The sequence below is a fragment of the Allorhizobium sp. nf9_anc genome (genome assembly GCF_056323085.1).
The window spans coordinates 326,853-351,332 of the sequence record NZ_CM150481.1; the positions used below are offsets into that span (position 1 = coordinate 326,853).

Below are 24,480 nucleotides of genomic sequence, written 5' to 3' on the forward strand. Positions count from 1 at the left end.
AACAGCGCAATGTCAGACAGCAGCAAGACGAAGAAGGGCGTATCCCGCCGCACATTCCTGAAGACCGCATCGGCCGCTGCCGGCCTCGCCGCCGGTTCGGGTGCGATCACCGGCTTCCCGACGATCTGGGCGCAGAACCCGATCACGCTGCGCCAGTTCGGCACGGGCGTGTCGAACATCAATGCCATCGCCGAGAAGTGCAAGGCTGACCTCGGCATCACGCTCGAGATGACGGCAACCGATTCTGACGCCGCCGCCCAGCGCGCCGTGACCCAGCCGATGTCCTACGATATCGCCGACATCGAATACTGGATCCTGAAGAAGGTCTATCCGACCGGCGTCATCCAGCCGATGGAAACCTCGAAGCTCAAGTTCTACGACAAGGTCGTTCCGCTGTTCAAAAACGGCAAGCTGCTGCCCGACAGCGTGATCGCACAGGGTACGGCGCCGCACACCGTTGGTTATGTCGAGAGCAAGGATGCCAAGACCTTTGCATCGGGCGAGACCGAACTCTTCACGATGATGCCGACCATCTACAATGCCGACACGCTTGGCATTCGTCCCGACCTCGTCGGCCGCGAGATTTCGTCCTGGGCCGACATCATGGACCCGGCTTTCAAGGGCAAGACCTCGATCCTCAACATACCCAGCATCGGCATCATGGATGCCGCGATGATCTGCGAAGCCATGGGCATCATCAAATATGCCGACAAGGGCAACATGACGAAGGCGGAGATCGACACGACGATCGACTTCCTGATCAAGGCGAAGCAGGACGGCCAGTTCCGCGCCTTCTGGAAGTCGTTCGACGAGTCGGTCAACCTGATGGCCTCGGGCGAAGTCGTCATCCAGTCGATGTGGTCGCCGGCGGTTGCCGCCGTTCGCTCCAAGGGCATCGCCTGCAAGTATCAGCCGCTCAAGGAAGGCTATCGCTCGTGGGGCGGCGGTCTGGGTCTCGCCGCACACCTCACCGGCGCGCAACTCGATGCGGCCTATGAATACATCAACTGGTACACGTCCGGCTGGGTCGGCGGCTATCTCAACCGTCAGGGCTACTACTCCGCCTGCATGGAAACCGCCAAGGAATTTATGTCCGCCGACGAATGGGGCTACTGGATCGAAGGCAAGGCCGCGACCGGCGACATCATGTCTCCGGAAGGTGCGGTCATGGAAAAGGCCGGTGCGGTTCGCGACGGCGGCTCCTTCGAAGAGCGCATGGGCAAGGTCGCCTGCTGGAACTCCGTCATGGACGAAGACCGCTACATGGTCCGCCGCTGGAACGAGTTCATCGCGGCTTGATTTTCCACCCTCCCCTTGAGGGGGAGGGTCGGAGCGAAGCTCCGGGGTGGGGTGAACGTCAGCAATGGATCACCCCCACCCGCGGCTTCGACGCGACCTCCCCCCTCAAGGGGGAGAAGGTCCCGGCAGGGGGATGAGGGGCATCTTCACATGCGGAATGCTGATTGAGCGACAGGAGACCTAACATCATGGTGGAAGTGCGATTTCTGGGTGTCGGTGAGCCGAAGCCGAAACGCGTGATCCGTGTGCCGCTTAGGCTCATCTCCTATCTGCAGGCGACGCCGCTGATGCTCATCCTCGGCGCGTTCCTGCTGTTGCCGATCCTGATGATCGGGACGGTTTCCTTCTGGGACTACGACTTTGCCCAGATGTATCCCGACTTCGTCACCTTTAATTACACCGAGACACTCGGCTCTTGGGTCACCTGGAAGATCTATTTCAACACGTTGAAGTTCGCCTTCATCGTCTGGGCGATTACCCTCTTCGTCGGCTTTTGGGTCGCCTATTTCCTGGCCTTTCATGTGCGGACATCCGCCATGCAGAGCGTCCTCTTCCTTGTCTGCACCGTGCCGTTTTTGACTTCCAACATCATCCGCATGATCTCGTGGATCCCGGTGCTCGGCCGCAACGGGTTGATCAATACGGCGCTGGTCAATGCCGGTATCGTGCCGCAGCCGATCGAATGGCTGCTTTACTCTGATTTCGCCGTCGTGCTCGCCATGGTGCATCTCTACACGCTGTTTATGGTCACCCCGATCTTCAACACGATGATGCGCATCGACCGATCGCTGCTGGAAGCGGCGCGCGATGCTGGTGCCAGCGGCTGGCAGATCCTGACCAATGTCATCATCCCCCTCTCAAAACCCGGCATGGCGATCGGCACGATCTTTGTGGTGACGCTTGTGATGGCCGATTTCTCCACCGTGCAGGTCATGTCGGGCGGGCAGAGCGCGTCTGTTGCGCTGATGATGAAGAACCAGATGTCGCTGCTGCAATATCCGGCCGCTGCCGCCAATGCCGTAGTGCTTCTAGCGCTGGTTCTGTTGATGGTCGCGGCCATCCTGCGCGTCGTCGATATCCGGAAGGAGCTCTGAGATGCATTCCGACAAGCGCCCGCGCGAGTTTTACGTTCTCGCCGCCTTCTTCGCCCTGTTCGTCCTCTTTCTCTACGGCCCACTCTTGGCGATCCTGATCCTCTCCTTCCAGGGGCCGAATGGGGGCCTGACCTTCCCGCTCAACGGTGTGTCGTTCCATTGGTTCGGCAATCTCTTCGAGCAGCAGGCGGTGGGTGATTTCGGCGGCTCGTTCCGTCGGTCCTTCGCGCTTGGCGTCATGGTCATGGTGGTGACGGTGGTCGTGTCGTTGCTGGCGGGTCTCGCCTTCCGCCGCAAGTTCGTCGGCTCGACGGCACTCTTCTACCTCTCGGTCGCCAGCCTTGTCGTGCCCTCGATCATCATCTCGCTCGGCATCGGCGTGTTGTTCAGCCAGCTGGGGCTGCAGCCGGCCTGGTATTCCTCGGGCTTCGGGGCGCATCTGACCTGGACGCTGCCCTTCGGCGTGCTGATCATGTTCGCCATCTTCAACCGTTTCTCGCCGGCCTACGAGGAAGCCGCACGCGACCTTGGCGCTTCGTCGTGGCAGACATTCCGCCATGTCGTGCTGCCGATGATCGCGCCGCCTTTGATCGGGGTCGGACTGTTCGGCTTCACGCTCTCCTATGACGAGTTTGCGCGTACGCTGATGACGTCGGGTACCTACAACACGCTGCCGCTCGAGATCTACGGCATGACGACCAATGTCACGACGCCGGTGCTCTACGCGCTCGGCACGGTGACCACGCTCTTCTCCTTCCTGGTGATTGCCGGAACGCTCGGCATCATCATGGCCATGAACCGCCGTCGGGGGCGGGCGTAATCGTATGAAAATTGCCGTCATCAATCCAAATACGACTGCCAGCATGACTGCGACCATTGCGGATGCGGCGCGGCGGGTCGCCCATGCCGGAACCGAAATCCTGGCGATCACCTCGTCGATGGGGCCGGTCTCGATCGAGGGTTATTATGACGAGGTCTTCGCGGTGCCCGGCCTGCTGGTGGAAATCGTCAAGGCCGAACGCGAAGGGGTAGATGCGATCGTCATTGCCTGTTTCGACGATACGGGGCTGGATGCAGCCCGTGCGCTGGCGGGCATCCCGGTCATCGGCATTTGCGAGGCGGCGCTTTCGGCGACATCCTTTATTGCCCAACGGTTTTCGGTCGTGACGACCATGGAACGCTCGCGGCTCCCCGTGGAACATCTCGTGCATCGCTACGGCATGGGTAGTCGCTGCAAGGTACGGGCGGCGGATGTGCCTGTGCTCTCGCTCGAAGATCCCAATTCCAACGCCCGCGACCGGCTGCGCAGCGAGATCTCCGCAGCACTCAAAGACGACAGGGCCGAGGCGATCGTGCTCGGCTGTGCCGGCATGGCGGATCTGACGGCATCGCTCCGTCAGGAGTTCGGCGTGCCCGTCGTCGATGGTGTCGCTGCTGCTGTGAAACAGGCGGAAAGCCTTGTGGCGCAGGGCCTGTCGACCGCCAAACGCGGCGCCTATGCGACGCCCGTCTCCAAGACCTATCACGGTGACCTCGCCCGTTTCTCTCCTGCTGCCATGGGCGTGTGAGCGTGGCCGAGGATGGGGAGATCAGGGTCCTGACGGCTGGCGAAGTCGAGGAGCTCGTCGGCTGGGCGGCGCTTGAAGGTTGGAACCCGGGGCATGGCGATGCCGCAGCCTTCCGCTCAGCCGATCCCGAGGGCTTCATCGGCTGTTTCGTCGACGGGCGGCTGGCTGCCGGGATCTCGGCCGTGCGCTACGGGGACAGCTTCGGCTTCATCGGGCTTTATATCTGCCATCCGGACTTCCGGGGCCAAGGCCTGGGACGGCGGGTCTGGGATGCCGGAATGGCGCATCTCGGGGATCGTGTCATCGGCCTCGACGGCGTCGTCGAGCAGCAGGCGAATTATGGCCGCATGGGTTTCGCGACCGCCTATGACACCGTCCGCTGGAGCATCGATCGCATGCCAGCTCTGCCTGCGAGCTTCGCACGGTGCGAGGCGATCACCGAGGGTGATCTCGCTGAGATCCTTGCGCTCGATCGGGCATTCTTCCCCGCGCCGAGAGAAGACTTCCTCTCCGACTGGCTGAAGCCGCCGCGTCGTGCCTTCCTCTGCCGCCGACAGGGTGTGGTGGCCGGCTATGCCGTGATGCGACCCTGCCTTGGTGGCTACAAGATCGGGCCGCTGTTTGCCATGGATGGGCGAACGGCCGAGGATCTGCTGAAGATCTGTCTTGCAAACCTCAAGGGCGAGGAAGTGCATCTGGATGTGCCGGAATACCAAGAAGGCTTTCGCTACCTGCTCAGCCGTCTCGGCTTCAAACGGGGGTTCCAGACGTCGCGCATGTATCGAGGCGAACCGCCGCAAACGCAGAAGACAGGCGTCTATGCGATCACCACACTGGAGCTCGGCTGAGATTTCTCAGTCCGCCATGCCTGCCGGCGCGGCAAGCGGCAGCATGTCCTTGTAGATGCCGGGCGAAGAGCCGGGGATGGCGATGGCACCGACGCTCTTTTCGTAAAAGCCCATGGGGCCAGCACCGCCAATGATGGCATAGCCATAGCCTTGGTCGCGCATGTCGAGGAGCGTGCGGATCAACAGTGCATGGCCGATGCCGCGGCCGCGGGCTTTCTCATCCACGCCTGTTGGCCCGAAGAAACCCTTCATCGTCGCCTCGTGGCAGGCAAAGCCGAGCAGCGTTTCGCCTTCATGGGCAATCCAGCAGGTCACAGGCTGGCGCATGATGGCCGCCGTCGCTTCTGATGCCCAGCCGACGCCAAAGCGCGGTTCGATCCAGGCGCAGATTCCTTGCAATTCGGGCACAAGCGCGCGCCGGATCGTCACGCCTTCCGCTTCCATGCGCCGATCAGGGTCGGGATTTGGCTGCAGATCGTAGAGCTTTACCAGCATGTCCGCAGCCATCTCAGCCTCCTTGATGCTCTCTAGCGAAGTCGAGACCGAGGATCGCGGCTCCGATGAGGCCCGGCTCGACGCCGCATGCTGCGGGAACAACGATCGGGTTCTTGAACTTGCGAAGGATGCGCGCGCGCAGGGCCGTGTCGATCCGTGAAAGGAGCGCCGGCACGTTCGAAAGGCCGCCGCCGACCGGCAGAATAGTCGTGCCGGTGACGTTGACCACCACCGAAAGCGCATCGGTCAGGATGTCGACATAGACATCGATGGTGCGTTCGGCCTTGGCATCGCCCTTCTGCCAATCAGCGATGATTTCCTCGCTGGTCAGCTGTTCGGCGTGAATATGCTTGTGCAGCTTTTCGAGGCCTCGCGCGCTGCAGATCGCGTCGATGCAGCCGATCTGGCCGCATCCGCACTGGAAGCGTGGCACGTGCATTGGCGGATTGCCGGCTTCGGTTGGCTGGATGGGCCCATGGCCCCATTCGCCGGCAAAGCCGCTTTCGTTGATCAGCTTGCCGTCGATGACGAGGCCGCCGCCAACGCCCGTGCCGAGGATCACGCCGAAGACGACGCGGTGGCCGCGGGCTGCACCAATGCCGGCTTCGGCCAGCACGAAACAGTCGGCATCGTTGGCGACGATGACCGGCAGGCCGAGGGCAGCTTCGAGGTCGGCCTGCAACGGCCGACCTTGGATGCAGGGGATGTTGGCAACAACGGCGTTCGCCGTATCGGGATCGATGACGCCGGCGATCGAGATCGCGATGCAGGCCGCTCGCTCACCGGCGATGGCTTCGGCTTCCGTGATCACGGATGCGAGCGTTGCGACGAAGGCGTCGAAATCGTGGATCGGTGTCGGTTGGCGCGGAAAGGGGCGGATGTCTTCGGGGCTCATTGCCAGCGCGCCCTTGATGGCGGTGCCGCCGATGTCGAAGCAGACGATCATGCGAAGGCCCTGCTGGCTTCTGTGCCCTCCGCAAAGACGCAGGCGCCTGAAATCCAGGTCGAGTGGATGTTGAGATCAGGGCCAAGCACAATGAAGTCGGCGTCCTGGTCTGCTGCCAAGCTGCCCTTGGTCTTGGCACCAATGGCCTCAGCGGGATAGAGCGATGCCATGCGCAGCGCTTCCTCCAGCGGCTGTCCCAGCTTTTCGTGCACGTAGCGAACACAGGAGAGCATGTCGATGTCGGCGCCGGCGAGCGTTCCGTCGGCAAGCGTCAGCCGCCCGTCGCGGCGGTAGACGGTCCGGCCGTTCAGGTCGAAGCTTGTCTCATCAGAGCCAATGGTCGACATGGCATCGGTGACGAGGAAGATGTGGGCGGGGCCGGTCTTGGCGGCGAGCGCGATCTTCATGGTCACCGGATCGACATGGAAGCCGTCGGCGATCAGGCCGCAATGGAGGATCGGTGAGGTGAGGGCAGCACCCACGAGGCCGGGCTCCCGATTGCCGAGCGGGCTCATGGCGTTGAAGAGATGGGTAACGAGTGTGGCGCCTGCTTCGACATAGGCCTCGACGCTGGCGCAGCTCGTATCGGTGTGGCCAAGGCTCACGCGGTAGCCGGCCTGAACCAGACGATGGACCTGATCCGGTGTGACACTTTCCGGGGCGACCGTGATCATCGGGATGCCGAAACGCGATGCCTGCTCGACGAGATAGTCGAGATCGGCTTGCGTCATCGGGCGGATCAAGGCCGGATCATGGGTGCCCTTGCGGGCGATCGAGAGATGCGGGCCTTCGAGATGCAGGCCGAGATAGCCCGGCTCGCCTGCCTTGGATGAGGCCTCGCCAGCGGCGATCGCCTCGCGCTTGATCTCGGGCGCATCGGTGATCAGCGTGACCATCAATGCCGTCGTGCCGTAACGCGCATGGGCCTCGCAGATCGTGCGGATGCCGGTCACAGTCGGATCGTTGTTGAACAGCACGCCGCCGCCGCCATTCACCTGTAGGTCAATGAAGCCGGGGGCAATCAGCGCATCACCCATATCCTGCCTCGCAATGCCAGCGGGCAAGTCGGCTCTGGCGAGAACAGCCTTCACCCGGCCGTTGTCGACCAGGAGGGCTGCATCTTCGTGGAACATGTGCCCATCGAAGATGCGGCTTGCTGTGATGGCGAAGGCTTGGCTCATTGGGTCTCGGTAACTTTCTTCAGTGCGACCGGCTTGTCGGGATTGAAGCCACGGGCACGGGAGAGGGATTCGATAAAGCCATAATAAGGAACGATCAGGGCCAGCGCATCCGTGATTGGATGTCCTGTTGCGATGAAAGGCAGCTTGTGGCCGGCGGTCGCCTTATCCGAGGTGATGAAGCAGGTGGCATTGCTGGCCGCGAGCTTCGAGACGGTGCCGGCGATCGAGGCTTCCGCCTTGTCGCGGGCCGCAAAGGCGACGACGGGGAAATTGCGGCCGACGATCGAGACTGGACCATGCAGCACCTCAGCGGAGGAATAGGCCTCGGCGTGTAGTTCGCAGGTTTCCTTGCATTTGAGTGCGGCTTCCGCCGCGATGGCAAGTGCTGGGCCGCGACCGAGCATGTAAAGAGAGTCTGCCGATTTCAGCGGTTCGAGCAGTGCGCTCCAGTCGAGAGCAAGTGCCTTTTCGAAGTGCTCGGGCAGGGTATCGACGGCGCGGGTCAACGCATCGTTACGGCTCCAGCTTGCAAGGATAGCAAGGCCTGCCACGATCGAGTTGACGAAGGACTTGGTGGCGGCAACCGCGATTTCGGGGCCGGCCTTGATGTCGATGGCGAAGGTCGCAGCATCGGCGAGCGGCGAGGGCAGTGTATTGACCAGGCTCACCGTGGTCGCGCCGCCGTGGCGAGCACCTCTCGCCATGGCAACGATATCGGGGCTCGCACCGGACTGGGAGACGGCGAAGGCGGCGGCCTTGCCGAGCTTCATCGGCGTCTCGTAGATCGAGGCGAGCGAGGGGCCGAGCGAGGCGACCGGCAGACCCATCTGCAGTTCGATCGCATATTTCAGGAAATGGGCCGCATGATCGGAAGATCCGCGGGCGATGGTGACGATGACGCCTGGGTCCTTGTCGCGAAGCGCGTTCGCGGCTTCTGATATCACGGTCCTGGAGCTATCCAGCAATCGGGCAGCGGCTGCGGGGATCTCGTCGATCTCCTCACGCATCTTGGTGGTCATGGTACGCGCTTTCAGTCTTGAGGCTTCATGGGCGAGCCAATGCCGAGTTCGGCAACCAGGTCATAGGCGTCGCTGCGATAAAGCGCGCGCGACATTTCCATCACGCGGCCGGTTTCGAGATAGGCAATGCGCTGTACCGAGAGTGCTGCCGAGCCGGGCGGAACGCCAAGCAGCTTGGTTTCCTCGTCTGTCAGTAGAACGGCCGAGATGCGCTGGTTGGCGCGCACGGGGCGGATGCCGGCGTCCAGCAGGCAGAGGTAGAGAGAGTCCTCAATTTTATCCGGATCCGGCAGCAGATCGTCGGGCAGGCTGGTGCGTTCGAGTGCAATTGGCATGTCGTTGGCGGTTCTCAATCGGTCGATGCGGGCTACGCGTGCGCCGCTGACGAGGCCGAGCATCATGGTTTCTTCCGCGGTCGGGTAGAACAGACCGCGTCCCAGCCAGCGGGAGCCTGCGACCATGCCGCGCCGGCGCATGTCCTCGGTAAAGGAAGTCAATTGGCTCAGCGGTTGCTGCATGCGCGGGACGGGCTTCACGACAAAGGTGCCGGACCCACGGCGGCGGACGAGCAGGCCTTCTTCCACCAGCTCGTCGATCGCCTTGCGCACCGTCACACGGCTGATATCGGCCGCTTCTGCGATGTCGCGCTCGGCCGGCAGGGCGTCGCCGTGCTTCAGGCGACCCGACGCGACGGCGTCCTCGATCATCTTGCGCAGCTTGACGTAAAGCGGTCCGCCGCGGACGGACTGAAGTTGTTCCAGGGGAAGGGACGTGCTCATGCGGTTCCTCTGCCCCAGGTGCGGACGGACCGCAAGCGGAGGGCAATTGCGCATTCCGTCTTCGGTGTCTGCATGCTTCCGTCCCCTCGGTGGTCTTTCTCAAAACAATACCAACCAGAAACCTATTTCGCAAATGGTTTTGAAAAGGATCTGCGCGTGAATGTTGATATGAAGAAATTTCGCCGGAAAAACAGCAATTTGGATGTTTTGAAGCTGATTTTGACATAACCCGCTTTACGATTGGACTAGTTTTGGTATCTTAAATTAACGATTGGAGAGGAGCCCAATCCAAAGCCTCTGCGCCTTCTTCCGCAATGGGACGAGTTGCAACTGCAGGCCCCGGCATTTCGGCTCTTCATCCAATATCGTAGGCGGTCATGAAAACCATTTTCATCAACGGTGGGATTTTTGCTCCCCGTGTTGACGATCTTGGAAAATTGACGCAGTCTGCGAAAAATAATTACGAAAGCAGGGGAATGCATCATGAAGGTCGCGATTATCGGACTCGGATTCCGTCTTGGATATCTGGGTCGGGTGTTCAAGGAGATTGATCCGAGCTTCGAGATCGTCGGCTATGTCGATCCGGCGCCAGCCGGCATGGCAACGCTCGACGAGCATGGCATCTCTGCCGGCAAGGTCTATGAGACGCCTGAAGCCCTGATCGCCGGTGAGACATTCGATCTTCTGATGATCGGTTCGCCGAACCACCTGCATCTCGACCATATCCGGCTCGGCCTTGAGGCTGGCCTTACCGTCTTCACCGAAAAGCCGATTGTCACCAGCATCGAGGAAAGCTATGCGCTCGCCTCGCTGTTGAATACCCATGGCCACGACCGCCTGCTGGTCGGTCTCGTCCTGCGTTACTCCCCGCTCTACCGCGACCTGCGTAAGGCGCAGGAAGAGGGGCGGCTCGGCAATGTCGTCTCGATTGAGGCCTCCGAGCATATCCAGCCATATCACGGCGCCTTTTTCATGCGCGACTGGCGCCGTTACGGGCGTTATGCCGGTGGCTTCATGCTGGAGAAGTGCTGCCACGACCTCGACCTTTACAATGGCGTGGTCGGTGCCCGTCCGCGTTTCGTCGCGAGCTTCGGCGGCCGCAAGAGCTTCGTGCCGGAAAATGCGCCTGAGGCAGAAGGCATCAACGACCTCAACGTCTATCACCGCAAGCCGAGCGGCTGGCAGGGCTCCGACAAGGTGTTCGACAGCGACGGCGACATCATCGATTTCCAGACCGCGATCGTCGAATACGAGAACGGCGTGTCGATGACCTTCCACACCAATCTCAATGTCCCGGACGAGTTCCGTCGCTTCTGCGTCATTGGCTCGAAGGGCATGGCGGAAGGTGATTTCGTGCGTGGGTTCATGGATGTGCATGACGCCCGCACCAATGAGAAGGTCATTGCCAACACCTACAAGGCGCCGTCCTCGCTGTCGCAGCACTATGGCGCCGACGAGCAGATGGCCGAAGACGTGATTGCCTTTGTGCAGACGGGCGCCAAGCAGCCGGTGTCCGCCATCGATGCGCTCGAAGCCGGCATTCTGGCGCTTGCCATGGATGAGGCGCGGCTCGCCCGCAAGGTCGTCGATCTGAAGCCGGTCTGGGAGAAGTTCGATGGCTGCCTGCACGGCACGTCGGACGCTTCCGCCCGTGTTCGGTCGGCGTAAAGGAGCGGTCGGATGCAAGCTCGCCGAAGCGCTATCATCTTTGCCTGGCTGCTGATTGCGCCGGCCCTTCTCTATATCGCCGTCATCGTGGCCTATCCGCTGGTACAGACCTTTATTCTCTCGTTCACCGACGCGTCGCTCAAGAAGACGACGAACTGGGTGGGCTGGGTGAACTACGAGAAGATCTTCAACGATACCTTCGCGACCGTCATCATCAGGACCTTCATCTGGACCTTCTTCTCGGTGTCGATCAAGATGATCATCGGCACCTTTGGTGCCGCGATGCTGAATGCTGCTGTGCCTGGTCGGACGCTCTTCCGCGTGCTCACCATGCCGCCGTGGATCGTGCCCATGGCAATCGGCATCTTCATGTGGGGCTGGATGTATAACGGCCAGTTCGGGATGATTTCCGGCGTGCTGCAGCGCATGGGCGTGGTCGATGGACCCGTCGCCTTCCTCGCCTATGGTTCGACCGCATTCTGGGCGACCATCTTCACCGATGTGTGGATCGGCGTGCCGATGGTCACGCTCTACATGCTGGCTGCCATGCAGGCGATCCCGCAGGATCTCTACGAGGCCGCATGGACGGATGGCGCCGGCCGCTTCTATCGCTTCCGCCGCATTACTCTGCCGCTGATCCTGCCGGCGATGATCACCATGTCGATGCTGTCTCTGATCGCGACCTTCAATTCCTTCGACATCATCTGGATCCTGACGCGCGGCGGTCCGAGTGGCGAGACCACCACGATGATCATCGACACCTATCACACCGCGATCGGCTCGAAGAAATATGGCGAAGGTGCCGCCCGTGCAGTCCTGATCTGCATCTTCCTCTCGATCTTCTGCGTCGCCTATTTCCGCGTGACCAGCCGCCTCTCGCAGGAGCATGCCCGATGAGCTACGACAAGACAGCCCTGATCAACCGCTATCGCTGGTATGAACTGGTCGGCATCTATGCGGGTATCGCGCTCTTCCTGACCTTCGTGCTCGCGCCGTTCGTCGAGGGTTTCCTGGTGTCGCTCAAGCCGCTCAGCCAGCTCTTCTCCTCGCCTTATCGCTTCTTCCCGGAGAACGGCTCCTTCGACGCCTACATCACCATGTGGGACAGCGTGCCGGGCTTTGCCCGCTACATCTTCAACTCCTTCTTCATCTCGACGATTGCGACAGTCGTCGTGCTGATCCTGGTGGTGCCGGCATCCTACGCCTTCGCTCGCTTCGAGTTCAAAGGCCGTGGCCAGCTGCTGGCCGCCTTCCTTGCCGTCAACATGTTCTCGGGCGCCGTGCTGCTCATCCCGCTCTTCCGGCTGATGCGGTCGATGGGCGTGCTGAACACCTACTTTGCGATGATCGTGCCGGGTGTCGCCTTCCTCATCCCGTCGGCCATCTGGCTCTTGCGCACCTACATGATGCGCATTCCGCGTGAGCTGGAAGAGGCGGCCTATGTCGATGGGGCCGGCTACTTCTACACCTTCCGCCGGGTCATCCTGCCGCTCGCCACGCCTGGCATCGCTGTCGTCGCCATCACCACCTTCATCGGCGCCTATGCCCAGCAGTTCATCTTCGCCCTCACCTTCAATTCCAAGACCGAATACATGCCGCTTCCGATCGGACTGTTTGCCTATTTCGGCCGTCAGGAGGTCATCTGGAACGAGCTGATGGCGGCAAGCTTCGTCGGCATTACTCCGGCGATGATCGTGATCTTCTTCCTGCAGCGCTACCTCGTCAGCGGACTGACCGCTGGTGCCGTAAAATAAAGGCTGCCAATCAAAATTCGGGCCAACCGGACGCTTTCAACCTGTCAACAAAGGGGAACTACCGATGACAAGAAAACTGACCATGCTCGCAGGCTCGTTCGCCCTGCTCGCAAGCTCGGCGCTCACCACGCTGGCGGCCGACCAGGAGATCAGCTGGATCTATTGCGGCGACAAGATCGACCCGATCCATGAGAAGTACATCGCCGAATGGGAAGGCAAGAATGCCGGCTGGAAGGTCAAGCCTGAAGTCGTCGGCTGGGAGCAGTGCCAGGACAAGGCAACGACGCTTGCCGTCGCCGGTACGCCGGTTGCCATGGCCTATGTCGGCTCGCGCACGCTGAAGGAATTCGCCCAGAACGATCTCATCGTTGCGGTTCCGATGACGGACGAGGAAAAGGCATCCTACTATCCGAACATCGTCGACACCGTGACTTTCGAGGACACGCAGTGGGGCGTGCCGGTCGCATTCTCGACCAAGGCGCTCTACTGGAACAAGGATCTGTTCAAGGCTGCCGGCCTCGATCCGGAAACCCCGCCGAAGACCTGGGCTGAAGAGATCGCCTTCGCCAAGCAGATCAAGGAAAAGACCGGTACTGCCGGTTACGGACTGCCGGCCAAGACCTTCGACAACACCATGCACCAGTTCATGCACTGGGTTTACACCAACAACGGCAAGGTCATCGACGGCGACAATATCGTCATCGACAGCCCGGAAGTTCTGGCCGCCCTGCAGGCCTACAAGGACATCACGCCTTACTCCGTCGAAGGTGCGACCGCCTATGAGCAGAACGAAATCCGCGCCATCTTCCTCGACGGCAAGGTCGGCATGATCCAGGCCGGTTCCGGCGCCGCCTATCGCCTGAAGGACACCAAGGTCAACTGGGGCGTTGCTCCGCTGCCGCTCGGTCCGTCCGCCAAGGGTGAAGGCACGCTGCTGATCACCGACAGCCTTGCCATCTTCAAGGGCTCGGGCGTTGAGGAAAAGGCGACCGAATTCGCCAAGTACATCACCTCGACCGACATCCAGCATGAATACGAATTGCAGGGCGGCGCTGGCCTTACCCCGCTTCGTCCGGGCGCCGTGGTCGACCAGTTCGTCGCCAATGAGCCCTTCTGGAAGCCGTTCATCGACGGCATCGCCTATGGTGGTCCGGAGCCCCTCTTCACCGACTACAAGGGCTTCCAGAACGTCATGATCGAGATGGTCCAGTCTGTCGTCACCGGCAAGGCCGAGCCGGCCGATGCCCTGAAGAAGGCTGCCGGCGAACTCGAGCAGTACAAGTAATCTCGGGAAACCGAGGCTCCGCGGGCCGGTTTCGGCCCGCGGAATTCATCAAGAGGGTTTGGCCGACTGTTGAGGTCGGCAATGGAGACTGAGGGTCGTGGGTCAGCTATTTCTGAAAAAGGTGCGCAAGTCGTACGGACATTTCGAGGTCATCAAGGGTGTCGATCTCGAGGTGAAGGACGGCGAGTTCGTCGTTTTCGTCGGTCCTTCGGGCTGCGGCAAGTCCACGCTGCTGCGCATGATCGCAGGCCTCGATGACACGACCGACGGTGACATCGTCATCGATGGCGAGCGGGTCAACGACAAGCCGCCAGTCGAACGTGGCATTGCCATGGTCTTCCAGTCCTACGCGCTTTATCCGCATATGTCGGTCTTCGAGAATATCGCCTTCCCACTGCGCGTCGAGAAGCTCTCAGAGGAGCAGATCCGCGAAAAGGTGGGAGGCGTTGCCAAGATCCTGCAGCTCGATCAACGCCTGCAGCAGCGCCCGGGCCAGCTTTCCGGCGGCCAGCGCCAGCGCGTTGCCATCGGCCGCGCGATCGTGCGTGAACCGAAGATCTTCCTGTTCGACGAGCCGTTGTCGAATCTTGACGCTGCCCTTCGCGCTGACATGCGCATCGAGCTTACCAAGCTGCATCGCGACCTCGAAGCGACGATGATCTACGTCACCCATGACCAGATCGAGGCCATGACAATGGCCGACCGTATCGTGGTGCTGAATGCCGGCCATATCGCCCAGGTGGGTGCACCGCTCGAGCTCTATCACAAGCCGCAGAACACCTTCGTCGCCGGCTTCATCGGCAATCCGAAGATGAACTTCGTGCCAGTCACCTGTGTCGGCGTCGATGCGATCGGCGTGACGATTTCCTACGAAGGCCAGACGGCGCTGATCCCGGTCGATGCGCGTCCCGATCTCGTCGGCCAGACGCTGACGCTCGGCATCCGGCCTGAGCATACGCGTCTCAGCGAAGGCGATATCAACATCATGGTGACGCCTGCCGTCATCGAGCGGCTTGGCATCAACACCATCGCCTATGCCTCACTGCCAAATGGCGAGCCCTATTGCGCCCTTCTGCCGGGCTCGGCGCCGATCCGTGTCGAGCAGCCGATGGTGACCGGCATCATGGCGGCAGACTGCCACCTCTTCGACGCCAGCGGCGAGGCGCTCGAACGGCGCATCGACTGGCGCACCCTCGACCTCCCGGCGTCTGTGACGGCCGCCGAATAAAGCTCCTCCCGGCCATGCCAAAGGCCCCTGGTCCGCCCTCGGGCGGACCTTTTTTCGTTGGGGCGGCGGGTCTTGGTCAGCCCGGAAATTCGTCGAACTGCGGCAGGTCGTCGAGGATCTCGTACCATGGCGCCTTTGAGCCGACGAAGATGTGCATGGTGGGCTTCATCGAGGGCGGGTCGATGAGCGTGCCCATGGGGATATGGACCTTCACGCTGCCGTTTTCGGCAATCCACGAATAGACGAGCGAGCCGCAGGTGCGACAGTGCATGTCATGGATACCGTCAGGGTCGCCATGGCGGAACATAGCGTCCGATCCTGCCGTGAGATTAAAAGCATCTACCGCGACGCCAGCTATTGGTTTGAAAGCGGAGCCCGTGGTGCGGCGACATTTCGAACAGTGGCAGTTGATTGCGTAGAGGAAGCGATCTGCGACCTCGTAGGTCACGGCGCCGCACATGCAGCCGCCACGCAGCTGGCGCGCGTCGGAATTCTCAGTCCTCTCGCTCATGATCGTCCTCCCGAAGCCAGCCTAGGCGGGCGAGGCGATGAATTGCAAGTCGCTACCAGACGAGTCCGCGCGCCGCGACCTCTTCCACGCGGGTGACGATCCCGTCTCGGTGGAAGGTCATCACATCGAAGAGATTCGAGACCACGCATGTGTGGTTCGGGATGATCCTGACCTTCTCGCCGATCTCCGGGCGTCGTCCCTGGACCTTCGACAGATCGACCGTGCCATGCTCTTCGGAAAGACCGGTGATGACCGTGTCCGGGTACTCAACGATCATGCCGTAGTCGGAGAAGCCGAGAAGGTCCGAGGTGAGGGCCTTGGAGCCTGCATCAAGGATGGCGCGATCCTTGGTCGGGCGGGAGACCACGGTCGCCAGGATGTGCATGGCGCAGTCGTCGAGGCTGCAATGGCCCGATCTTGCCATGGCGCGGTCGTTATAGACATAGGTGCCGGCGCGGTGCTCGGTCGCCGAGGTCACCTTGTGGGCGGAGAAGAGGCTGGGCGTGCCGCCATTGGAGACGATGGGGCAGGGGATCCCGCGGGCCGCGAGGCCTGCGAGCGTGGCGGCGAAGAAGGCTTCGACGGCTTCTTCAGTGTCGGCCTTGGGATAGGTCAGGATGCCGCCGAAGGTGAGGCCAGGGGCTGCAGCGATTGTCTCGGCAAGTGCTACGGCCGCTTCAGGACTCTGGACGCCACAGCGTCCGCCGCCCGTGTCGCATTCAACGAGAACCGTGAGCGGGCGCGTCTGTGAGAAAGCACAGGAGAGGCCGCGCACGGTCGTCTCGCTGTCTGCGACGACCTTCAGGCCGGAAATGCGGGCGTTCAGATCGATCAGGCGCTTGTGTTTCTCGCTGCCCAGAATGTTGAAGGTGATGAGCAGGTCCTCGAAGCCGGCATCGGCGAAGATCTCGGCTTCGGTGATCTTCTGGCAGTTGATGCCTTTCGCGCCCGCCTTTACCTGTTCGCCAGCGATCACCGGGATCTTGTGGGTCTTGATGTGCGGACGGAAGGCGAGGCCATGGCTGTCCATATAGGCCTGCACACGCTCGATATTGGTGGCAAGCTTTCGCTCGTCGATCAGCGGCAGCGGCGTGGAAAGTTCTGATGTCGGCTGGCCGGGCTTGGGGCGGGGGAGTTCCATCATGCGGCCTCGCTGCCTTCGGGCGTCTCGTGCGGATTGGCCATGATCGGCCATATATCGCGGCGCACATGGCGGTAGGCGGTTTTGGCCGGATTGTTGGGATAGGGCGTTCCGGCTGCGCAGTAGAGGATCTCGGAGGCGATCTGCGAGAAGGCCGCATAGAAGTGGTTGGTCGACTTGATGACGAGCAGATGCTTCGTCTTCGGGTCGATGCCGAGCGCGGTAAACAGCGACGGATCGTAGCTCTGGACTCTCACCGAGCTCAGGATGATGTCGATGCCCTCAAGCCGGATATGGGCAGCATCGCCGAAGGGGGCGATGCTGTCGCCGAAGCGCATCTCAGCATTTGGCACGACCTTGACCACCTTCACCAGACCGTCGACCGGATGGCCCGTGCCGGGGGCCGATTTCGCGCCGAAACGCAGGGGGATTTCAGCACCTTCGCCGGCCGCCACGCAGATCTGCACGGCGATCGGGTCCCAGATCATGCCGACGGCTGCGTTGGTCACGCCACGCGCCAGCATCTCCTCAAGGATCACGGTCGCGTCGCCCGCCGTGCCACCGCCCGGATTGTCCCACATGTCGGCGATGACGACGGGGCCTTGCGGGTAGGCGAGCGCCTGGTCGAGCGCGGTCTTCTCGTCGATCTGCGGCATCATAAAGGTGCCGCGCTTTGCAAAAAGCTCGAGACCTAGATCACGGGCGAGCATGGCGCCCTTGTCGGCATTTCCGTTGGTCACCGCGATCGTCTTGGTGCCCATCTCAGGCACGTCACCGGCCATGAAGCCATGGATGACCGAGAGCGTCAGAACTTCCGGATCGACCTGTTCAATGGCCATAAGTCTGTCAACAAAGCTGCGCATCGGCTCGCGCGAGGTCGGGAAAATATCGATCATCCGGCAGTCGAAGACCGACATGACAGGCTTGACCCGACCTTCCAGCGTGTCGACAGCGATCCGCCAGAGATCTTCGGCGCGATCGACGAAATCGGTGTGCGGGAATTCCTTGAAGACGACGAAGAAATCGGCGGCGGCCACGCGCTTTGCCGTCAGGTGGCTGTGCGGATCGAGCTCTGCGCAGAGAAGAATGTCGGGGCCGATGATCTCGCGGATCCGTGTCAGCAGATCGCCTTCTGGGTCGAGATAGCCGTCGGCGACCATGGCGCCGTGCAGGCCGAGCACGACGGCATCGACGGGCATGGCTGCGCGCAGTTGATCGAGAATCTCGTCGCGCAGGCTCTCAAAGGTCTGCCGGTTGACGAGACCCGCCGGATCCGCCCAGGTTGCTGTGCCTTCGATCAGGGTCCAGCCCTTGTCAGCGCAGACCTTGCGGCCGACGGTGATCGGTGCGGTGCAGAGCGTGGGGGTCGCGGGATGTTGTCCGGGAGGCGCATAGAGCGAATCCTCGAAGGCGCGCCGGTCGATGCAGATCGGGGAGAAGGTGTTCGTTTCCGTTGCAAGCGCGGCGGTGAAGATGCGCAAAGGCTGACCTCCGGGGTCTTGAGGGTTTGAGGGCGGTTCAGCGCTTGCCCATCGGATTGGGCAGATAACCGGTAAAGCCGGAGATTTTCCAGCGGCCTTCATGCAGACGGCAATAATAGAGCGTCTGCCAGCGCATGGCGTCGAGGCTGCCATCCGCCTTCTTGATGCCGCCGTCGAACTTCTTGCGAACGAGCGCCGTCTCGCCTGAGATCTCGATCTCTTCCAGCGTCGTCGTCGTGAAGATCGCGGTGCGCGGATCTTCGCCATATGTCTGGGCGGCGAAGTCCTTGGCCTGCGTCAGCCACTCTTCGCGATAGGCGGGCAGATTCGGGAAGGCCAGCGTCCACTTGTCCGGATCTTCCTCGCGGTTGCCGCTGATGCCGATAAAGCCGTCTTCGACGAAGTCATGGGCGACCATGCTCCAGTCGGCGGCGAGAAAGGCATCGATATCGCGGGGGACGAGCATCTCCCAGATGGCGTGGCGGGCTTCATCCGTTGCCGGAAACGGATTGTGGAATGGGTCGCGCATTTCTTCCCCGCTTTTAAATTCTTTTCATGAACGTCGATTTTGTCTGGTCAAAATCCGTTTTTTGTGGTCGCTTGTCAACGATCGAAGAAAATAATTTGCATGAGAGGTGTCCATGACGATCAAGCGTTACGGGGCCGAGAAGGCGGGTGCCGGTGGCCAGCGGCTGCCGTTTGCCCGCGCTGTCGAGGCCGATGGCTGGCTCTATGTTTCCGGCCAGGTGGCCATGGAAGATGGCGAAATCATCCCCGGCGGCATCATCGAGCAGACCCACAAGACGATCGCCAATGTCATCGCCATTCTGGATGAGGCCGGCTACGGGCTCGAGCATGTCGTGCGCTGTGGCGTGTGGCTTGATGACCCCCGCGATTTCTGGACCTTCAACAAGATCTACCAGCAGTATTTCGGCGAGCACCCGCCGGCGCGGGCCTGCGTTCAGGCCTCGATGATGGTCGATTGCAAGGTCGAGATCGACTGCGTAGCCTTCAAGCCTTCGAAATAGCAGAGAGGGCAGCGCATTGGATATCTTCGCGCGCATTCAGGAAGAGGCAGGGCAGTTTTCGGCCTCCGAGCAACGCATCGCGGATATCCTGCTCAACTCCTTCGACTTCGCGGTCAATGCCTCGATCATCGAACTGGCGGAGAAGGCAGAGGTGTCGCCGCCGACGGTCACGCGCTTCTGCCGTCGTCTCGGCTGCCAGAACTTCGCCGATTTCAAGGTGAGCCTCGCGCGAACGGCTTATGTCGGGGTGCGCTATCTCAACCCTGAGGCCCAGAGCACCGAGCCTGCCGACGTTGCGACTGATGTCATCACCAAGGCGCAGAACGCCATGTTCATGGTGCATCGGGCGCTCGATCCGGCAGTTCTCGACAAAGTCGCCGACCGGCTGGCGCGAGCGGAGATGGTCTATGCCTTCGGCTCCGGCGGCAATTCCTCGATGATCTCCGGCGAGATCCAGAACCGTCTCTTCCGTCTGGGGTCACGGGTGACGGCTTCGGCCGATCACAATATGCAACTGATGCTGACGGCTGCTGCCCGCTCTAACGACGTGCTGATCGGTTCGTCGTTTTCGGGGCGTAATGCCGAGCTGGTCAAGTGCTTCAAGCTCGCCCGCGAGAACGGCATCACCACGATCGCGCTGACCCAGAGCAACAGCCTGGTGGCCGAGGCGTCCGAACTCTTCATCGGCATCGACCTGCCGGAAGGCGAAAACATCTTCCGGCCGACCTCGACGCGATTTGCCTATCTCGCGGTCGTCGACGTGATTGCGAGCCTCGTTGCCTATCGCAATCGCAAGCAGTCGCAGGTGACGCTGCGCCATATCAAGCAACAGCTGGTCGAACACCGCGATGGCGGAGACGACCGGCAACTTCTCGGAGACTGAGCCATGCCCGTATCGATAGCGGAGACCTGCCGTGACGCATAAGGTTGCCGTCGTAACCGGTGCTGCCGGCGATATCGGGCGGGCGATCGCCAAACGTCTGGCGGATAGCCATGACGTCGTCGTGCTGCTTGACCTCGATGCGGATGCTCTGGATCGGGCAATCGTGGAGCTCGGAAGCGATCCGCGTTTCGTGCCGCTCACTTGTGATGTGACGGACGAGAAGGATCTCGCCGAGACCGCTGCGCGGGTGGCCGACAATGGGCTCGTGCATACGCTGGTCAACAATGCCGGTGCCGCCCGCGCTGTCAGCCTCGGCGATACCGATGGCGAGATCTGGCGCAAGGACAATGCGCTCAATCTCGAAGCGCCCTTCCTCTGCTTCCGCGCGTTTGAGGAGGCGCTGAAGGAGGCGAAGGGCGCGCTCGTCAACATTTCCTCGGTCAATGGCATGGCCGTCTTCGGGCATCCTGCCTATAGCGCTGCCAAGGCCGGGCTTATTCACCTCACCAAGCTGATTGCCGTCGAATACGGCAAATACGGTATCCGCTCGAATGCGGTGGCCCCCGGCACCGTGCGTACCCAGGCCTGGGAGGCGCGTGCTGCCGCCAATCCGCAAGTCTTTGAAGAGGCCAAGCGCTGGTATGCGCTGCGCCGGATCGCGACGGCTGAGGACATCGCCAATGCGGTCTTCTTCCTTTCCGGCGATCAGGCGGCTGCCATCACCGGTGTGTGCCTGCCCGTCGATTGCGGGCTGACAGCCGGTCAGGCCGAGCTCGCGCGAACCTTCTCGCAATCCGACAATTATTGATACCGACAAGCCCGGAGCATTCCCCATGGCAACAGAAGTCCAGTTCCGCCTCGAAAACGCGTGGCATCCGGTGGAGGGCGACGCCTGCGGCGCCTTCGTCTTTACGCTGGTCAATCTCTCCGACGCGGCGCTTTCCGATTTCAAGCTCGCCTATACGTCGCTCACCCGCGTGAAGGACCTGGAAGAGCCGATCCTCGAGAATGCGATCTTCCTGAAGCGCAACGCCAATTTCCACCAGTTCGCGCCGCCGGCCGGCTTCGTGCTGCAGCCGGGTGCTTCCTGGACCTTCCGGGTCGGTGGTCTATGGCGACCTGCAAAACACCGGACAGATGGGGCAAAGTCCGCTTTCATCACCCTCTCCACCGGTCAGCACGCCGCCGTCGCGGTGGCCGACCTGATGCTGGGCGGTGGTCATAGTGCGCCGCCTCCGGCCTTGCTGCCTGAGGGCAAGGTGTCCCAGCCCTTCGCCATGCTCCCCTGGCCGGCCTCTGCCGAGCTCGTGGCCGGAGAAGGTTTCCCCGTTGCGCTTTATCCGGCTGAAGGCGCCTCGCTGGTCGAGATTCGGGCCGTCGAGAACGTGCTGCGCCTCTTCTGCCGCCTCTTCGCGGTTGGCCATGCGCCGCTGTCGCTTGCACCGGTGCATCAGGGGCGGGCGGTCTCCCTCAAGTCCGAAGAGGCGCTTGGTGCCTCCGCCTATCGGCTGGACTTTGCCGCTGACGGCATCACGCTCACCTATGGCGATGTCGCGGGCCTGCAATATGCGCTGACCCTGCTTGCCCAGATGCTGCATGGTGCGCGCACCCAGCCGGAGACGTTCCGCTTTCCCGCATCAGGCACGATCGCCGACAAGCCGCGCTATGACTGGCGCGGTTGCCATCTCGATGTCTCACGCCAGTTCTTCCCCGTTGCAGACGTCAAACGCTTGATCGACATCCTCGCCTGGTTCCGGATGAACACCTTCCACTGGCATCTGTCCGACGACGAAGCCTGGCGGCTGGAAATCAAGGCCTTCCCGCAGTTGACGACCCTTGGCGTGTTGCGCGGGCCGGACGAACCGCTCCTGCCGCAGCTCGGCAATGGCGCCGAACCGGTCGGTGGTTTCTATGCCCAGGACGAGGTGCGTGACATCGTTTCCCATGCCGCAGCCCTTCAAGTTGAGGTGGTGCCGGAGATCGACATCCCCGGCCACAGCACAGCCATGCTGGTGGCATTGCCGGAGCTTGTCGACGGACAGGAAGCACCGGATAGTTATCGCTCGGTCCAGGGCTATCCGAACAATGCGCTGAACCCGGCGATCGAATACACCTATGAGGTTCTGGGCAAGGTCTTCGACGAGATGGTCGAGCTCTTCCCGTCGACGCTTATCCATATCGGCGGCGACGAAGTGGCGGCCAATACCTGGATGGCTTCGCCGCTCGCGCGGAAATTGATGCAGCAGGAAGGCATCGAGGGCACGTTCGGGCTGCAGAGCTATTTCATGAAGCGCATCCAGAAGATGCTGGCTGAGCGTGGCCGCAAGCTCGCCGGATGGGACGAGGTCAGCCATGGCGGCGGCGTCGATCCCGAGGGAACGCTGCTGATGGCCTGGCAGAAGCCGGAGGTCGGGCTGGAACTGGCGACACAGGGCTACGACGTCGTCATGACGCCGGGCCAGGCCTATTACCTCGACATGGTGCAGGACGAGGCCTTCCAGGAGCCTGGTGCAAGCTGGGCCGGCACCGTGCCACCCAAGCATACCTATACTTACGAGGCGGTCGCCGAGTTTCCGGCGGAGCTTGCGGCCCGCATGCGCGGCGTCCAGGCCTGCATCTGGTGCGAACACTTCCTGACCCGCGACTACTTCAACCACCTCGTCTTCCCGCGGCTTCCGGCCATCGCCGAGGCCGCCTGGACGCCGAAGGACAACAAGGACTGGCTGCGGTTTGCCGCCATCGTCCGTCTGAGCCCCCGCTACTGAGGATATCCACCCCATGACCTTCCGCATCGCCGTCGGCGGTATCCATACCGAATGCTCGACCTCGTCTCCCGTTCTGATGCAGCCGGAGGATTTTCGTGTGCTGCGCGGGCCGGATTTGCTGGCGCATGAGTACTTCGACTTCCTCCATGCCGATGGTGTCGAGCATCTTCCCTTGCTGCATGCCCGCGCGGTTCCCGGTGGTCCCTTGGCGCGCACCACGTATGAGGGTTTCAAGGCGGAATTCCTTGAGCGGCTGAAGGCCACACTGCCGATCGACGGGCTTTATCTTGCCATGCATGGCGCGATGAATGTCGAGGGCATGGACGATGCCGAGGGCGATTGGATCTCTGCGGCGCGCGCAGTCGTCGGACCCGATGTGCCTGTTGCGGCGAGCTACGACCTGCATGGCAATGTCACGCAGAAGATCGTCGATCAACTGGATATCTTCGCTGGCTATCGTACCGCGCCGCATATCGATGTGCGCGAGACCATGGTGCGCGCCTGGTCGATGCTGGTTCGAGCACTGAAGACCGACGAGAAGCCGGGCGTCGCCTGGGCGCCGGTCCCGGTTCTCTTACCTGGCGAGCGAACCTCAACCGAGGACGAGCCGGCGAAGAGCCTTTATCTGAAGCTGCCGGAGCACGACACTGTGCCCGGCATCTGGGACGCCAACCTGATGGTCGGTTATGTCTGGGCGGACGAGCCGCGCGGCACGGCCTGCGCCGTCGTCACGGCTGTCGACAAGGCTGCGGCGGAAAAGGTCGCGGCTGCCATTGCGCAATCCTATTGGGACGCGCGCGCGGACTTCCGCTTCGGCCCGGTCACGGGACCGCTGATGGAGATGCTGGACATCGCTGAACGCACCGAGACACGGCCGATCATTCTGGCTGATTCCGGCGATAACCCGACCGGTGGTGGCGTGGGCGACCGGGCGGATGTGCTGACGGCGCTTCTGGCGCGGTCGATTGATGATGTCTTAATTGCCGGTGTTACCGACCGACCCGCGGTCGAACGGTGTTTCGCAGCGGGTGCTGGCGCGCGGGTTAAGCTGAAGGTCGGCGGGTCTCTGGATCCGGCGAGCCCCTCCGTCGAGGTGGAGACGGATGTCGTGTTTCTTGACGATCCCGGCTCCGCCTTGGAGCAGCAGGCGGTCGTTCGCATTGGCGGTATCACGCTGGTACTGGCGGCGCGGCGTCGGCCCTATCACAACATCGCGGATTTCACCCGGCTTGGGCTCGATCCGACCACGGTGCGGCTGCTCGTCGTCAAGTCTGGGTACCTCTCGCCGGAGCTTGCGCCGATCGCCAATCCCAATCTGATGGCGCTGACGGATGGCGTGATCAACCAGGATATCGAGAACCTGCCGAGCCACCGCCGACACCAGCCCAGCTATCCCTTCGTCAAGGATTTCAGCTATACGGCAAAGGTGTTTTTCTCGACGCGATTCCCTTGAGACATTGATGTCGGTGCTGCCCTTCCGGCGGCACGACCCCCAACCCGATTGTAC

The 24,480-nt window shown here is 61.8% G+C and carries 24 protein-coding genes; 15 read left to right on the top strand and 9 right to left on the bottom strand.

From position 1 onward, the window contains the following. The first annotated feature begins 9 nt into the window (after positions 1–9). The 5 genes from AC02Y0_RS01400 to AC02Y0_RS01420 all read left to right on the top strand — a co-directional run bounded on the left by AC02Y0_RS01400 (position 10) and on the right by AC02Y0_RS01420 (position 4,809). Positions 10–1,299 (top strand): ABC transporter substrate-binding protein, encoded by a 1,290-nt coding sequence (locus AC02Y0_RS01400; RefSeq protein WP_148166992.1) that lies wholly within the window; start codon positions 10–12, stop codon positions 1,297–1,299. 188 nt (positions 1,300–1,487) lie between these two features. After that, a complete protein-coding gene (locus AC02Y0_RS01405) occupies positions 1,488–2,393 on the top strand; it encodes an ABC transporter permease (RefSeq protein WP_476381813.1) in 906 nt (301 codons plus the stop codon). Between the two features lies 1 nt (position 2,394). Continuing rightward, a complete protein-coding gene (locus AC02Y0_RS01410) occupies positions 2,395–3,213 on the top strand; it encodes an ABC transporter permease (RefSeq protein WP_476381815.1) in 819 nt (272 codons plus the stop codon). A gap of 4 nt (positions 3,214–3,217) precedes the next feature. Beyond that, positions 3,218–3,961 carry an aspartate/glutamate racemase family protein gene (locus tag AC02Y0_RS01415; protein ID WP_476381817.1) on the top strand — a complete coding sequence of 248 codons (744 nt, stop codon included), beginning with the start codon at positions 3,218–3,220 and terminating at the stop codon, positions 3,959–3,961. After that, positions 3,958–4,809 carry a GNAT family N-acetyltransferase gene (locus tag AC02Y0_RS01420; protein WP_476381818.1) on the top strand — a complete coding sequence of 284 codons (852 nt, stop codon included), beginning with the start codon at positions 3,958–3,960 and terminating at the stop codon, positions 4,807–4,809. Before AC02Y0_RS01415 ends, AC02Y0_RS01420 begins: the two co-directional genes overlap by 4 nt. Positions 4,810–4,815: 6 nt before the next feature. Here AC02Y0_RS01420 and AC02Y0_RS01425 read toward each other — a convergent pair whose 3' ends face one another. From AC02Y0_RS01425 to AC02Y0_RS01445, 5 genes are read right to left on the bottom strand one after another with little or no spacing between them, the layout of a single operon-like run. Next, positions 4,816–5,316: a GNAT family N-acetyltransferase gene (locus tag AC02Y0_RS01425; RefSeq protein ID WP_476381820.1), complete on the bottom strand. Its 501-nt coding sequence runs from the start codon at positions 5,314–5,316 to the stop codon at positions 4,816–4,818. A 1-nt stretch (position 5,317) separates the two neighbouring features. After that, positions 5,318–6,250, bottom strand: coding sequence for an ROK family protein (locus AC02Y0_RS01430; protein WP_476381823.1), 933 nt, complete (start codon positions 6,248–6,250; stop codon positions 5,318–5,320). Further along, positions 6,247–7,431, bottom strand: coding sequence for an N-acetylglucosamine-6-phosphate deacetylase (gene nagA, locus AC02Y0_RS01435; protein WP_476381825.1), 1,185 nt, complete (start codon positions 7,429–7,431; stop codon positions 6,247–6,249). Before nagA ends, AC02Y0_RS01430 begins: the two co-directional genes overlap by 4 nt. Then, complete coding sequence (locus tag AC02Y0_RS01440) at positions 7,428–8,450, bottom strand: SIS domain-containing protein (RefSeq protein ID WP_476381827.1); 1,023 nt, start codon at positions 8,448–8,450, stop codon at positions 7,428–7,430. Before AC02Y0_RS01440 ends, nagA begins: the two co-directional genes overlap by 4 nt. An 11-nt stretch (positions 8,451–8,461) precedes the next feature. Next, the gene (locus AC02Y0_RS01445) at positions 8,462–9,229 is read right to left on the bottom strand and encodes a GntR family transcriptional regulator (protein ID WP_476381829.1); all 768 of its coding nucleotides are present in this window, start codon (positions 9,227–9,229) and stop codon (positions 8,462–8,464) included. Between the two features lie 483 nt (positions 9,230–9,712). Between AC02Y0_RS01445 and AC02Y0_RS01450 the strand changes: the two genes are divergently transcribed. The 5 genes from AC02Y0_RS01450 to AC02Y0_RS01470 all read left to right on the top strand — a co-directional run bounded on the left by AC02Y0_RS01450 (position 9,713) and on the right by AC02Y0_RS01470 (position 15,164). Then, on the top strand, positions 9,713–10,897 hold the full coding sequence (locus AC02Y0_RS01450) for a Gfo/Idh/MocA family protein (RefSeq protein WP_476381831.1): 1,185 nt from the start codon (positions 9,713–9,715) through the stop codon (positions 10,895–10,897). A gap of 12 nt (positions 10,898–10,909) precedes the next feature. Beyond that, positions 10,910–11,794, top strand: a complete 885-nt coding sequence (locus AC02Y0_RS01455; protein WP_444556093.1) for a carbohydrate ABC transporter permease — start codon at positions 10,910–10,912, stop codon at positions 11,792–11,794. Beyond that, positions 11,791–12,651, top strand: a complete 861-nt coding sequence (locus AC02Y0_RS01460) for a carbohydrate ABC transporter permease (protein WP_476381832.1) — start codon at positions 11,791–11,793, stop codon at positions 12,649–12,651. The genes AC02Y0_RS01455 and AC02Y0_RS01460 overlap by 4 nt, the downstream gene beginning before the upstream one ends. A gap of 64 nt (positions 12,652–12,715) precedes the next feature. After that, a complete protein-coding gene (locus AC02Y0_RS01465) occupies positions 12,716–13,936 on the top strand; it encodes an extracellular solute-binding protein (RefSeq protein ID WP_476381834.1) in 1,221 nt (406 codons plus the stop codon). 97 nt (positions 13,937–14,033) lie between these two features. Further along, positions 14,034–15,164: an ABC transporter ATP-binding protein gene (locus AC02Y0_RS01470; RefSeq protein WP_476381836.1), complete on the top strand. Its 1,131-nt coding sequence runs from the start codon at positions 14,034–14,036 to the stop codon at positions 15,162–15,164. A 76-nt stretch (positions 15,165–15,240) separates the two neighbouring features. Here the strand turns inward: AC02Y0_RS01470 and AC02Y0_RS01475 are convergent, their stop codons facing one another. Genes AC02Y0_RS01475 through AC02Y0_RS01490 form a run of 4 tightly spaced genes read right to left on the bottom strand, consistent with a single transcriptional unit; the run spans position 15,241 to position 18,826 of the window. Further along, positions 15,241–15,675: a GFA family protein gene (locus AC02Y0_RS01475; RefSeq protein ID WP_476381837.1), complete on the bottom strand. Its 435-nt coding sequence runs from the start codon at positions 15,673–15,675 to the stop codon at positions 15,241–15,243. A gap of 52 nt (positions 15,676–15,727) precedes the next feature. Further along, on the bottom strand, positions 15,728–16,819 hold the full coding sequence (locus AC02Y0_RS01480; protein WP_476381839.1) for a D-TA family PLP-dependent enzyme: 1,092 nt from the start codon (positions 16,817–16,819) through the stop codon (positions 15,728–15,730). Continuing rightward, positions 16,816–18,297, bottom strand: coding sequence for a M81 family metallopeptidase (locus tag AC02Y0_RS01485; RefSeq protein WP_476381841.1), 1,482 nt, complete (start codon positions 18,295–18,297; stop codon positions 16,816–16,818). The genes AC02Y0_RS01480 and AC02Y0_RS01485 overlap by 4 nt, the downstream gene beginning before the upstream one ends. A 37-nt stretch (positions 18,298–18,334) precedes the next feature. Continuing rightward, entirely contained in the window at positions 18,335–18,826 is a 492-nt protein-coding gene (locus AC02Y0_RS01490; RefSeq protein WP_476381843.1) for a hypothetical protein, read from the bottom strand. A 112-nt stretch (positions 18,827–18,938) separates the two neighbouring features. On the opposite strand from AC02Y0_RS01490, the gene AC02Y0_RS01495 reads away from it, so the two are divergent. From AC02Y0_RS01495 to AC02Y0_RS01515, 5 genes are read left to right on the top strand one after another with little or no spacing between them, the layout of a single operon-like run. Continuing rightward, on the top strand, positions 18,939–19,325 hold the full coding sequence (locus AC02Y0_RS01495; RefSeq protein WP_102018623.1) for a RidA family protein: 387 nt from the start codon (positions 18,939–18,941) through the stop codon (positions 19,323–19,325). A 16-nt stretch (positions 19,326–19,341) separates the two neighbouring features. Beyond that, positions 19,342–20,208, top strand: coding sequence for a MurR/RpiR family transcriptional regulator (locus tag AC02Y0_RS01500; protein WP_476381845.1), 867 nt, complete (start codon positions 19,342–19,344; stop codon positions 20,206–20,208). Positions 20,209–20,239: 31 nt separating this feature from the next. Next, the gene (locus AC02Y0_RS01505) at positions 20,240–21,016 is read left to right on the top strand and encodes an SDR family oxidoreductase (protein WP_476381846.1); all 777 of its coding nucleotides are present in this window, start codon (positions 20,240–20,242) and stop codon (positions 21,014–21,016) included. Between the two features lie 25 nt (positions 21,017–21,041). After that, positions 21,042–22,973 (top strand): beta-N-acetylhexosaminidase, encoded by a 1,932-nt coding sequence (locus AC02Y0_RS01510; protein WP_476381848.1) that lies wholly within the window; start codon positions 21,042–21,044, stop codon positions 22,971–22,973. A gap of 13 nt (positions 22,974–22,986) precedes the next feature. Continuing rightward, positions 22,987–24,426: a M81 family metallopeptidase gene (locus tag AC02Y0_RS01515; RefSeq protein ID WP_476381850.1), complete on the top strand. Its 1,440-nt coding sequence runs from the start codon at positions 22,987–22,989 to the stop codon at positions 24,424–24,426. Positions 24,427–24,480 lie beyond the last annotated feature (54 nt).